Below are 12,499 nucleotides of genomic sequence, written 5' to 3'. Positions count from 1 at the left end.
GAGCCGTCAATGGGCCTGTCGCCGATCATGGTGGAGAAGATCTTCGAGGTGATTCGCAACGTGTCGGCGCAGGGCATCACGATCCTGCTGGTGGAACAGAACGCCAAGCTGGCGCTGGAGGCGGCGCACCGGGGTTATGTGATGGAGTCGGGGCTGATCACCATGAGCGGCAACGCCAAGGAAATGCTGAATGATCCGCGCGTCAAGGCGGCGTATCTGGGTGAAGGCTAAACGGCAACTAAAGAGGGCCGATCCTGACAAAGTCGTCAGGTAGCATTCAGATACATACTTAAGGGAACGAAGGGGCTTGTTAAGGTCTCCACTGTATGGTCCCGCCGCATCGGGAGCAACAATGCGTGCGGCGGGGTTTCAGATTGTCCATATATAAGGGAGCCCTCCATGAATAAGAAATCCATCGTCTCCTCGGTTCTCGCACTGACGCTCGCCGTCGGCGCCTTACCTTTCGCCCAGGCGCAACAATACGGTCGCGACGACCGCCGTCCGCCGCCAGGCCAGGATGATCGCCGTGGTCCGCCGGATCGCCATGACAACCGCCGCGACGACCATCGCGGTCCCGATCGTCGCGACGAACGCGGCGCCGGTCCCAACCACGCTTTCCATCGCGGCGACCGCCTGCCGCCGGAATACCGCAACCGCCAATACGTCGTCAACAACTGGCGTGAGCACCGCCTGAGCGCGCCACCGCGCGGCTATCAATGGGTGCAGACCGGCGGCGACTACGTGCTGGCGGCAATCGGCACCGGCATCATCCTGCAATTGCTTCTGAACAATTAAATTCTGTCCTGCAGAATGCGCCCGCCGCTGGAACGCGACGGGCGTTTTTGTCGTTCCTGCAGTCGATGTGGCTAAGAATTTAATTCTCCTTAATTCACTTTTTAAAAATTAAATTCGCAATAACTGCCTTAAATGCAGAATTAATATTGGTTAATCCCGAATAGAATCGCAGCAAGCAAAAAATCGTATTTTGCTGATTTTTCAGAGACAAACCAATATGAACAGCGCCTCCCATCCTTCCGTCCCTTCTTCCACCTTTGCTCCCGCCTTCAGCGTCTTCCAACAGGAAGTCATGCAGAATCCGACGCCATTGCGCGCCGCGATTACCGCCGTCTATCGCCGCGACGAACGCGGCGCCGTGCAGTGGCTGCTGGCGCAGGTGCAAAGCAACGCGAGCTGGACCGAGGCGTCGCAAAAGCTGGCGCGCAAGCTGGTGCAGGCGGTGCGCACCAAGCGCACGCGCTCGTCCGGCGTGGATGCGCTGATGCATGAATTCTCGCTGTCGTCGGAAGAGGGCGTGGCGTTGATGTGCCTGGCCGAAGCACTGTTGCGCATTCCCGATCACCAGACCGCCGACCGCCTGATCGCCGACAAGATCAGCAAGGGCGACTGGCGCAAGCATCTGGGCGAGTCGCCCTCGCTGTTCGTCAATGCCGCCACCTGGGGCCTGCTGATCACCGGCAAGCTGGTCGGCACCAGCAGCGAAAGCGGCCTGGCCTCGGCGCTCACGCGCCTGATCAACAAGGGCGGCGAACCGCTGATCCGCAAGGGCGTCGACCTCGCCATGCGCATGCTGGGCAACCAGTTCGTCACGGGCCAGACCATCGCCGAAGCGCTGGCCAACAGCCGCGACAACGAAAAGCGCGGCTATCGCTATTCCTACGACATGCTCGGCGAAGCGGCGCTGACCGGGCACGACGCCGACTTCTATTACCAATCCTACGAAGACGCGATCCACGCCATCGGCCGCGCTTCCAACGGCCGCGGCATCAAGGACGGCCCCGGCATTTCGGTCAAGCTGTCGGCGCTGCATCCGCGTTATTCCCGCGCCCAGCATGCGCGCGTGATGAGCGAACTGCTGCCGCGCCTGAAGCAATTGCTGGTGCTGGCCAAGTCCTACAACATCGGCCTCAACATCGATGCCGAAGAAGCCGACCGCCTCGAGCTGTCGCTGGACCTGATGGAAGCGCTGGCATTCGACCGCGACCTCGACGGTTTCGAAGGCATCGGCTTCGTGGTGCAGGCGTACCAGAAGCGCTGCCCGTTCGTGATCGACTACCTCGCCGACTTGGCGCGCCGCAGCGGGCGCAAGCTGATGGTGCGGCTGGTCAAGGGCGCCTATTGGGACAGCGAAATCAAGCGTGCCCAGGTCGACGGCCTGTCCGGCTATCCGGTCTACACGCGCAAGGTGCACACCGATCTGTCCTACCTGACCTGTGCGCAAAAACTGCTGGCCGTAACCGACGTCATCTATCCGCAATTCGCCACGCACAACGCGCACACGCTGTCTGCCATCTACACCTGGGCGCAGCAGCACAAGATCGACGACTACGAATTCCAGTGCCTGCACGGCATGGGCGAGACGCTCTATGACCAGGTAGTCGGCGCCGACCAGCTCGGCAAGGCCTGCCGCATTTACGCGCCGGTCGGCTCGCACCAGACCTTGCTCGCCTATCTGGTCCGTCGTCTGCTGGAGAACGGCGCCAATTCGTCCTTCGTGAATCAGATCGTCGACGAGAATGTCGCCATCGACACGCTCATCACCGACCCCATCGTCACCGTGCAAAAATCGGGCGGCGAACCGCATCCGCAGATCACCCTGCCGCGCAACCTGTACGGCGAAGAGCGCAAGAATTCCGCCGGCGTCGACCTCAGCAATGAAGACACCCTGCGCGGACTCGAGCATGCCTTCGCGCAACTGAGCGCCCAGCAATGGCAAGCCGCGCCGCTGCTGCATGACGGCGCCGTGTCCATCGGCGAGACGCAGCCGATCACCAATCCGGCCGACCGCCGCGACCTCGTGGGCCAGGTCATCGAAGCCTCGCGCGACGACGTCGAGAGCGCCTTGCATGCCGCCACCGAGTACGCCGTGCAATGGCAGGCGGTGTCTTCCGGCGACCGTGCGCACGCGCTGGAGCGCGCCGCCGATCTATTCGAAACACACCAGGCCGAACTGATGGCGCTGGCCGTGCGCGAAGCCGGCAAGTCGCTGCCCAATGCGATCGCCGAAGTGCGCGAAGCGGTGGACTTCCTGCGCTACTACGCGACGCAATCGCGCCACGACGGCAATGCGCTGGCGTGGGGGCCGGTGGTCTGCATCAGCCCGTGGAATTTCCCGCTGGCGATCTTCATCGGCGAAGTCAGCGCTTCGCTGGCCGCCGGCAACGTGGTGCTGGCCAAGCCGGCCGAACAGACGCCGCTGATCGCGCATCGCGCAGTGCAGCTACTGCATGAAGCGGGCGTGCCGCGCGCGGCGCTGCAATTCCTGCCGGGTCGCGGCGACACCGTCGGTGCCGCACTGACCGGCGACGCGCGCGTCAAGGGCGTGATCTTCACCGGCTCGACCGAAGTCGCACAACTGATCAATAGAACTTTAGCTGCGCGCACGCTGGCGAATGGAAGCAAGGACGAGCACGGCGACATTCCGTTCATCGCCGAAACCGGCGGCCAGAACGCGCTCATCGTCGACTCCAGCGCCTTGCCCGAACAAGTGGTGCAGGATGTGCTGAGCTCGGCCTTCGACAGCGCCGGCCAGCGCTGCTCGGCACTGCGCGTGCTGTGCCTGCAGGAAGACATCGCCGACAAGACCATGACCATGTTGAAGGGCGCCATGCAGGAGTTGCGCATCGGCCGCCCGGATTGTCTGGAAACCGACATCGGCCCGGTCATCGACGACGAGGCGCGCACGCACTTGCTGGCCCACATCGAGCAAATGAAGAAGGGCGGCAAGGTCTACCAATTGCCGCTCGACGAACGCCACGAACACGGTACTTTCGTCGCGCCGACCGTGATTGAGATCGACTCCATCACCCAGCTCAAGCGCGAAGTGTTCGGCCCCGTGCTGCACGTGCTGCGTTATCGCCGCGACCAGTTGCCGCAGCTGATCGACACCATCAACGCTAGCGGCTACGGCCTGACATTGGGCGTGCATTCGCGCATCGACGAGACCATCGCCTTCGTCGCCGACCGCGCCCACGTCGGCAACATCTACGTCAACCGTAACATCGTCGGCGCCGTGGTCGGCGTGCAGCCGTTCGGCGGTGAAGGCAAGTCCGGCACCGGCCCCAAAGCCGGCGGCCCGCTGTATCTGAAACGCCTGCAACGTCACGCCGATGTCAAGCTGTTCAACGACGCCGGGCAGGCGGCATCGCAACCATTGAAATCCCTGCTCGACTGGGCCGCGACCCACGGCCATGCCAAGCTGGCGCAACTGGGCGCGACCTATGTGCAGGAGAGCCTGCTGTACAAGACGCTGACCTTGCCGGGGCCGACCGGCGAGCGCAACACGCTGTCGTTTGCACCGCGCGGCAAGATCCTGTGCGCGGCCGCCGACGTCGCCGCGCTGCTGAACCAGATCGCTGCGGTGCTCGCCACCGGTAACACCGCCGTGGTGCCGGCTGCGCAAGGCAAGCTGATCCCGGCCGGTCTGCCGGCCGACGCGCGCCAAGCCATCGAACTCAGCGGCGACGTCGCTGCGCTGGACTTGCATCTGGCGCTGGTCGATGGTCCGGTGATCGCGCAATGGCGCGGCGTCCTGGCAGCCCGTGACGGCGCACTGGTGCCGCTGGTGCCGACGGCGGAAGACATGCCGATTGCCTTGTGGCGTCTGGTGGCAGAACGCGCGCTGTGCGTCAACACGACGGCAGCGGGCGGCAATGCGAGCCTGATGACCTTGTCGGTTTAAGGTACTGCCGTCATCCTGTCATCCCGTCATCCTGGCATACGCCGGGATGACGGCGTTTTACATTCTTCCAAAGTAGACAGATTGTCATCTGTCTGCGTCTTCTCCTCCCCGCATTCTGTCCCTTGCCGCAGCGGCGTAAAATAACGCCTCGGCACCGGCGGACTTGCGCGTCCCACGACTCCTTGCAATCTGCACGGCTGTCCCCATTTCACCAGAACAAGCAAAGCAACACTCTGCGCAACACATTCATTGAGGCATTCGCATGGAACAATTTCACGGCACGACCATCCTCTCCGTCCGACGCGGCAACACCGTGGCGCTGGGCGGCGACGGCCAGGTGACGCTGGGCAACGTGGTCATGAAGGGCACTGCACGCAAGGTGCGCAAGCTCTACAACGGCAAGGTCCTGGTCGGTTTCGCCGGCGGCACGGCCGATGCTTTTACGCTGCTTGACCTGTTTGAATCCAAGCTGGAAAAGCACCAGGGCAACCTGATGCGCGCTTCGGTCGAGCTGGCCAAGGAATGGCGCACCGACCGCATGCTGCGTCGCCTCGAAGCCATGTTGCTGACCGCCGACCGTGACAGCACGCTGGTGATCACCGGTAACGGCGATGTGCTGGAGCCCACCGACGGCATCGGCGCAATCGGCTCGGGCGGCACCTTTGCGCAATCCGCGGCCAAGGCGCTGCAGGAAAACACCGAGCTGTCGCCCGCCGACATCGTCAAGAAATCTCTGGTGATTGCAGGTGAACTCTGCATCTACACCAACCTGAACCACATCATTGAGACCCTGGACTAAGCGTCCGGCACAGAAAAGCACACACCATGAACATGACTCCCAAAGAGATCGTTTCCGAACTCGATAAACACGTGGTCGGCCAGGGTCGCGCCAAGCGCGCCGTCGCCATTGCGCTGCGCAACCGCTGGCGCCGCCAGCAGGTCGCCGAGCCGCTGCGCCACGAGATCACGCCCAAGAACATTCTCATGATCGGCCCCACCGGCGTCGGCAAGACCGAAATCGCCCGTCGCCTGGCCAAGCTGGCCGACGCGCCTTTCATCAAGATCGAAGCCACCAAGTTCACCGAAGTCGGCTATGTCGGCCGCGACGTCGACACGATCATCCGCGACCTGATCGACATCGGCATCAAGCAGACGCGTGAAGGCGAAGTGCGCAAGGTGCGTGCGCGCGCCGAAGACGCCGCCGAAGACCGCGTACTCGACATCCTGCTGCCGCCGGCGCGCGATTTCGGCTTCACGCCGGAAGGCAACAAGAACGCCGCCGCCTCCGGCGATGGCGTGGAAGAAAAAGGCAGCACCACGCGCCAGACTTTCCGCAAGCGCCTGCGCGAAGGCGCGCTCGACGACCGCGAAATCGAGATCGAATTGTCCGACTCTTCGCCGGCAATGGAAATCATGGCGCCGCCGGGCATGGAAGAAATGACCGAGCAGATCAAGAGCATGTTTTCCGGCATGGGCAATAACCGCAAGAAGACACGCAAGATCAAGATCAGGGAAGCCATGAAGTTCCTGATCGAGGAAGAAGCCGGCAAGCTGGTCAACGAAGAAGAACTGAAGCAGAAGGCCATCACCAACGTCGAACAGAACGGCATCGTCTTCCTCGATGAAATCGACAAGATCGCCACGCGCTCGCAAGGCACGGCGGACGTTTCGCGCGCCGGCGTGCAGCGCGACCTGTTGCCGCTGGTCGAAGGCACCACCGTCAACACCAAGTACGGCATGATCAAGACCGACCACATCCTGTTCATCGCGTCGGGCGCGTTCCATCTGGCCAAGCCGTCCGATCTGATTCCGGAATTGCAGGGCCGTTTTCCGATCCGCGTCGAACTGGATTCCTTGTCGATCGATGATTTCAAAACCATCCTGACCGGCACCGACGCTTGCCTGACCAAGCAATACCAGGCCTTGCTCGAGACCGAGGGCGTCAAGGTCGAGTTCGACGACAGCGGCATCCAGCAACTGGCGGAGATCGCGTTTTCGGTCAATGAAAAAACCGAGAATATCGGCGCGCGCCGTCTGTACACCGTGATGGAAAAACTGCTGGAAGAGATTTCGTTCTCCGCCGGTGAAACCGGTGAGCAGACCATCGCCATCGATGCCGCCTACGTCAAGGATCGCCTGGGTGAACTGGCGGTCAACGAAGACCTGTCGCGCTACGTGCTGTAAGCGACGCCTGGTGAACCGAAGGAGGGCGGTATGGCAAACAAGACGCTGGGAACGCGGCAGAAGCTGAGCTTCCGCATCGAGCCTTCGCAACTTGCCAAGCCGCGCAATCCGGTGGCGGTCGCCGCCAAACAGCGCGCCGCCGGCCCGCATCGCAAGACCGCGTCCGCTGTGCGGCAGTCGGCGCGCCGCGAGGTGAAAAAGAAACTGGATGAACCGGGCCAGGATTGATCAGGTCAAGCGCAATAAAAAAGCCACGGCATGCCGTGGCTTTTTTCATGGCGGTGGCGCCGGCGTCAATGCTTGCCGCGAATCACGCCGGCCTGGTCGACGCCTTCATCCGGACCTGCGGCGCCGAAGGAAAACACATCGAAGCTGTTGCCGTCTTCGGACAGCTGGTATTGGTAGGCGTTGCCCCACGGATCGCGCGGCAGTCGGTCGAGGTAGCCGCCGGTCTTCCATTCCTTGGGCACCGGCGCGCGGCCGGGCTTGACGATCAGCGCCAGCAGGCCTTGCTCGGTGGTGGGATAGCGGCCGATATCCTGCTTGTATAGCTGCAGGCCTTTTTCGATCTCGGCGATGTCCTGCTCGGCGGCGACGATTTGCGGGCTATGGGCGTGGTTGACGACGTTGAGCAGGCGCGGCGCGGCGACGATGGCCACCACCGCGATAACCGCAACTGCAGTCAACATCTGTAATTTGCTCAGGCCGCGTTGCAGTGAAAAAAATGGCGGGAGAAGTTGCGTAGGGGAAACGTGTCGCGTAACTATGCGGCGCATCGGACTTTCTTTCCAGTAAAGCGAGATGCGAGAGTATAAAGCCGAAGCGTCGGCTTTGGTATGGCGGAGTCGGATTGCCTGGAAGTTCCGTTCGTGGATTTGTTCAGGCTCAGGTCGCCAGCACCACCTCGACCTCGGTTTCCTGCAGCAACTTCGCCAGCTCCGGTGGCGGAGCCGCATCGGTGAACAAGACGTCGATCTGCGACAGGTGCGCCATCTTCACCAGCGCCTGGCGGCCGAACTTGCTCGAGTCGGCGACCAGCCAGACTTGCCGGGATTGCTCGATGATGGTTTGCGCCACCTTGACCTCGCGCGCATCGAAGTCGCGCAGCACGCCGTCGAGCTCGATGCTGGAAATACCGATGATGCCGATATCGACCTTGAACTGACGGATGAAGTCGATGGTTGCCTCGCCGACAATGCCGCGATCGCGCGCGCGCACCACACCACCGGTGACGATCACTTCCGACGCGGTATTGCTGGCCAGCATGCTGGCGACATTGAGATTGTTGGTGACCACATGCAGGTGGCTGTGGCGATGCAGCGCGCGCGCCACTTCTTCGGTGGTGGTGCCCAGGTTCAGGATCAGTGAACATCCGTCCGGCACGCGCGCAGCGACCGCCTTGCCGATGCGCTGCTTGGCCTCGGCGTTCATCACCTGGCGCTGCGGGTAGGCGATGTTCTCAGTCGAGGAGAGCAGGCCGACGCCGCCGTGGTAGCGCGCCAGCAACTTGGCGTCCACCATCGCCTTGACGTCGCGGCGCACTGTCTGCGTCGTTACATCCAGCTTCCGCGCCAATTCTTCCACCGAAATCGTGATGTGCTTGCGCACGCAGTCGAGCAGGGTTTGTTGCCGCGGATTGAGCATCATGGAAATTGGTTAATGATCATATGAACATTAAAAAACATAATCGAATTGAAAACAACAAAATAATTGTTGATTTGTTTTCACGTTGTCGCGTATCGTAGCCAAAAAATACCATGCGGCAAATATAAAATCCGGAGACAAGTTGAACACACTTCTTGAATGTGATCTTCTGGTGGTCGGCGGCGGCATCAACGGCGCCGGTATTGCCCGCGACGCGGCCGGCCGCGGTTTGCGCGTGATCCTGTGCGAGCAGCACGATCTGGCGCAGCACACGTCTTCTGCCAGCACCAAGCTGATCCACGGCGGGCTGCGCTATCTCGAGTATTACGAATTCAAGCTGGTGCGCAAGGCCTTGCAGGAACGCGAAGTGCTGCTGCGCGCCGCGCCGCACATCATCTGGCCGTTGCGCTTCATCATGCCGCATGACGCCGGCCAGCGTCCGGCCTGGCTGATCCGCGCCGGCCTGCTGATGTACGACTATCTCGCCAAACGCGAAATCCTGCCGGCCTCGCAGGGACTCAAGCTCAACGAACATGCCGCCGGCAAGCCGCTCAAGGGTGACTACCGCCGTGGCTTCGTCTACTCCGACGGCTGGGTCGACGATGCCCGCCTGGTGGCGCTCAATGTGCTCGACGCCAGCGAACGCGGCGCCCGTATTTTCACCCGCACCACATGCACCGAAGCGCGCCGGGAGAGCGAGCTCTGGCGCGCCACGCTGGAGAATGAACAGGACGGCCGCATCCAGGTGCAGGCGCGCGCCATCGTCAACGCCGCCGGTCCGTGGACCGCGCAATTCGCCGACGCCGTTCCCGGTGCCAGCAAGAGCTACGGCCTGCGCCTGATCAAGGGCAGCCATATCGTCGTCAAGCGTCTTTTCGATCATCCTTACGCCTACATTTTTCAGAATCCCGACAAGCGCATCATTTTCGCGATTCCGTATCAGGACGACTTCACGCTGATCGGCACCACCGACCTGGAATACACCGGCGACGCCGGCAAGGTTGAGATCAGTGCTGCGGAAATCGACTATCTGTGCGACATGGCCAACCGCTATTTCACGCGCCAGATTTCCGCACAAGACGTGGTGTGGACATACTCCGGCGTGCGTCCGCTGCTGGACGACAATTCCTCCAACGCCTCCGCCGTGACGCGCGACTATCTGCTCGAATGCAACGACAGCGGGGCGCCCATGTTGAACGTCTGGGGTGGAAAAATCACCACCTACCGCAAGCTCGCCGCGGAAGCGCTGGCCATCCTGTCGCCGCGGCTGGGACTCAAGGCGCCGTCGTGGACTGCCGATGCACCGTTGCCTGGCGGCGATCTCGAAGAGGCCGGCAAGCTGGTGCGGCACTACGACTTCGCGCGTTTCCTGGCGGCTTTCAGCGCACGCCATCCCTGGCTGCCTTCCGCGCTGGCGCAGCGCTACGCGCGCAGCTACGGCAGTCGCGCCGAACGTCTGCTCAAAGGCGCCGCCGGTCTCGCCGATCTCGGCGAAGAACTGGCGCCGGGACTCTACGAGACGGAGGCGCGTTATCTGCACGACGTCGAATGGGCGCGCAGCGCGGAAGACATCCTGTGGCGCCGGAGCAAGCTGGGCCTGTATTGCCGGCCGCAGCACGTGGCGCGCGTGCAGCAATGGCTGGAAGAACAGAGATGAGTAATAAGAGCGGCTAGCAAAAACGTCGATGGCAAGGCGCGCCGACGAAGACAGTACGTAAGTACGGCTAGGAGAAGCAACGCCGCCAGCAGCGTCTTTGCTAGCCGCTCTAAACAGAACAGCAGCAAGGAGACAGCGTGACCCTGGAACTAAGACAAGTGACCAAGACGGTCGGTGCGGAAACGCACCTGTATCCGCTTGATCTGAAGCTGGCGGCGGGTGGCATCAACGTCCTGCTGGGCCCGACGCAGGCCGGCAAGACTTCGCTCATGCGCATCATCGCCGGACTGGACAAGCCCGGCAGCGGCAGCGTGCTGGTCGACGGCAAGGACGTCACCGGTGTCGGCGTGCGCGAGCGCAACCTGGCCATGGTGTACCAGCAATTCATCAATTATCCGGGGCTGAGCGTGTACGAAAACATCGCCTCGCCGCTGCGCCTGAAAAAATTGCCGCAGCAGGAAATCCACCAGCGCGTCACCGGGATCGCCGAAAAACTGCACATCGCGCACCTGCTGCAACGCCTGCCCGGCGAACTGTCCGGCGGTCAGCAGCAACGCACCGCGCTGGCGCGGGCGCTGATCAAGCGCGCGCCGCTGGTGCTGTTGGACGAGCCGTTGGTCAATCTCGATTACAAGCTGCGCGAAGAACTGCGTTCCGAATTGATTTCCCTGTTTACCGGCGGGGACACCACCGTGGTCTACGCCACCACTGAACCGCAGGAAGCCTTGCTGCTCGGCGGCCACACCGCCGTGATGCATGCCGGCCGCTTGTTGCAGTTCGGGCCGACGCTGCAATTGTTCAACGCGCCCGCCTCGACCGAAGTGGCGGCCATCTTCAACGATCCACCGATGAACATGCTGGCGGCAACCGCCATCGGCAATGACAGCGTGAAGCTCGACGACGGCAGCGTGCTGACGGTCGTCGGCCGCAATCTGATGCTGACTTCGGGCCAGCGTTGCCAGGTCGGAATTCGCTGCAACGACGTGCGCCTGCAAGCGCTCACGGGCGCCGGCGTGACGCTGGCCTGCACGGTCGGCCTGGCCGAACTGAGCGGCTCCGAAACCTATCTGCACCTGCGCCACGGTCGCGATGCGCTGGTGGCGCAACTGCCCGGCGTGCATGCGCTCGAAATCGGCAGCGCGGTGCAGGTCAACATCAACGCCGCACAGATTTTTTTGTTCGATACCGAGGGCCGCCTGTTGAGCGCCCCGCAGGGAGACTGACATGGCACGTATTGAATTTCGCAATCTCGGCCATGCTTACGGACCCAATCCGGCGTCGCTGCAGGACTACGCTCTGCAGCCAATGAACATGGTGTGGGAAGACGGCGGCGCGTACGCCTTGCTGGGCCCGTCCGGCTGCGGCAAGTCGACGCTGCTCAATATCATTTCCGGTCTGCTGGTGCCGTCCGAAGGTCAGGTGCTGTTCGACGGCAAAGACATGACGCAGATGCCAACGCGCGAACGCAACATCGCCCAGGTGTTCCAGTTCCCGGTGCTGTACGACACCATGAGCGTGTTCGACAACCTGGCGTTCCCGCTGCGTAATCGCAAGGTGGCGGAGAGTGAAGTGCGCGCGCGCGTGCATGAAATCGCCGACATCCTTGAACTGACGCGCGACCTCAAGCAGCGCGCCAGCGGCCTGTCGGCCGACGCCAAGCAAAAGATCTCGCTGGGACGCGGACTGGTGCGCAAGGACGTTGCCGCGATCCTGTTCGACGAACCGCTGACGGTGATCGATCCGCACATGAAATGGCAGCTGCGGCAAAAACTCAAGCAGATTCACCACCAGCTCAAACTGACTCTGATCTACGTCACCCACGACCAGGTCGAGGCGCTGACCTTTGCCGATGAAGTGGTGGTCATGACCAACGGCAAGGTGGTGCAGCAGGGCAAGCCGGAAGCCCTGTTTGTGCGTCCCGATCACACCTTCGTCGGCTATTTCATCGGCAGCCCCGGCATGAACTTTTATCCGCTGCAGATCGACGGCGACGCCGTCGTGATCGGGGAGCAGCGCGTGGACGTCGACGCCGCGCAATTGCAGGCGCTCAAGCACGCCAACGGCGAACTCAAGCTGGGCATCCGGCCGGAATTCGTCGAGCTGACCACGGCCGGCGCGCCCGGCGCGGTCAGCGCCAAGGTCGTGCAGGTCCAGCATCTCGGCACCAGCCAGCTGCTCACGGCGGAATTCGGGGGCCAGATCGTCAAGGCCAGGCTCGATGCCTCGACCAAACTGAGCGATGGCCCGCAATGGCTGCGCCTGGCGAAGACGGAAACGATCTTCTTCAGCAATGACGAAAGGATAGGGCGATAGGT

At 62.3% G+C, this 12,499-nt stretch carries 10 protein-coding genes and 1 pseudogene; 9 read left to right on the top strand and 2 right to left on the bottom strand.

Features of this window, described 5'->3' with window-relative positions; genetic code table 11:
* From ACIROW_RS17265 to ACIROW_RS17240, 6 genes and pseudogenes are all read left to right on the top strand, one after another.
* A pseudogene (locus ACIROW_RS17265) lies at positions 1-231 on the top strand (ABC transporter ATP-binding protein); the annotation flags it as partial.
* A 168-nt stretch (positions 232-399) separates the two neighbouring features.
* Positions 400-795, top strand: a complete 396-nt coding sequence (locus tag ACIROW_RS17260) for an RcnB family protein (protein WP_402277679.1) — start codon at positions 400-402, stop codon at positions 793-795.
* Positions 796-1,012: 217 nt separating this feature from the next.
* A complete protein-coding gene (putA, locus tag ACIROW_RS17255; protein WP_402277677.1) occupies positions 1,013-4,699 on the top strand; it encodes a trifunctional transcriptional regulator/proline dehydrogenase/L-glutamate gamma-semialdehyde dehydrogenase in 3,687 nt (1,228 codons plus the stop codon).
* A gap of 262 nt (positions 4,700-4,961) precedes the next feature.
* Complete coding sequence (hslV, locus tag ACIROW_RS17250; RefSeq protein WP_007878415.1) at positions 4,962-5,498, top strand: ATP-dependent protease subunit HslV; 537 nt, start codon at positions 4,962-4,964, stop codon at positions 5,496-5,498.
* Between the two features lie 26 nt (positions 5,499-5,524).
* A complete protein-coding gene (gene hslU / locus ACIROW_RS17245) occupies positions 5,525-6,883 on the top strand; it encodes an ATP-dependent protease ATPase subunit HslU (protein WP_402277675.1) in 1,359 nt (452 codons plus the stop codon).
* 30 nt (positions 6,884-6,913) lie between these two features.
* Positions 6,914-7,111 (top strand): hypothetical protein, encoded by a 198-nt coding sequence (locus tag ACIROW_RS17240; RefSeq protein ID WP_402277673.1) that lies wholly within the window; start codon positions 6,914-6,916, stop codon positions 7,109-7,111.
* Between the two features lie 65 nt (positions 7,112-7,176).
* Here the strand turns inward: ACIROW_RS17240 and gspG are convergent, their stop codons facing one another.
* Both gspG and ACIROW_RS17230 read right to left on the bottom strand, forming a co-directional pair.
* A complete protein-coding gene (gspG, locus tag ACIROW_RS17235) occupies positions 7,177-7,659 on the bottom strand; it encodes a type II secretion system major pseudopilin GspG (protein WP_402277671.1) in 483 nt (160 codons plus the stop codon).
* Between the two features lie 109 nt (positions 7,660-7,768).
* The gene (locus ACIROW_RS17230) at positions 7,769-8,527 is read right to left on the bottom strand and encodes a DeoR/GlpR family DNA-binding transcription regulator (protein WP_402277711.1); all 759 of its coding nucleotides are present in this window, start codon (positions 8,525-8,527) and stop codon (positions 7,769-7,771) included.
* 142 nt (positions 8,528-8,669) lie between these two features.
* Here ACIROW_RS17230 and glpD point away from each other — a divergent pair, with 142 nt between their 5' ends.
* The 3 genes from glpD to ACIROW_RS17215 all read left to right on the top strand — a co-directional run bounded on the left by glpD (position 8,670) and on the right by ACIROW_RS17215 (position 12,497).
* Entirely contained in the window at positions 8,670-10,184 is a 1,515-nt protein-coding gene (gene glpD, locus ACIROW_RS17225) for a glycerol-3-phosphate dehydrogenase (protein ID WP_402277669.1), read from the top strand.
* A gap of 137 nt (positions 10,185-10,321) precedes the next feature.
* Entirely contained in the window at positions 10,322-11,407 is a 1,086-nt protein-coding gene (locus tag ACIROW_RS17220) for an ABC transporter ATP-binding protein (protein ID WP_402277668.1), read from the top strand.
* 1 nt (position 11,408) lies between these two features.
* Positions 11,409-12,497 carry an ABC transporter ATP-binding protein gene (locus ACIROW_RS17215; RefSeq protein WP_402277667.1) on the top strand — a complete coding sequence of 363 codons (1,089 nt, stop codon included), beginning with the start codon at positions 11,409-11,411 and terminating at the stop codon, positions 12,495-12,497.
* The last annotated feature ends 2 nt before the right edge of the window (positions 12,498-12,499 follow it).

The organism is Herbaspirillum sp. NPDC101397, from assembly GCF_044767325.1.
Lineage (GTDB): Bacteria > Pseudomonadota > Gammaproteobacteria > Burkholderiales > Burkholderiaceae_D > Herbaspirillum.
Note: the sequence above shows the minus strand (reverse complement) of the source record. Positions and strands in the feature narration are given on the sequence as shown.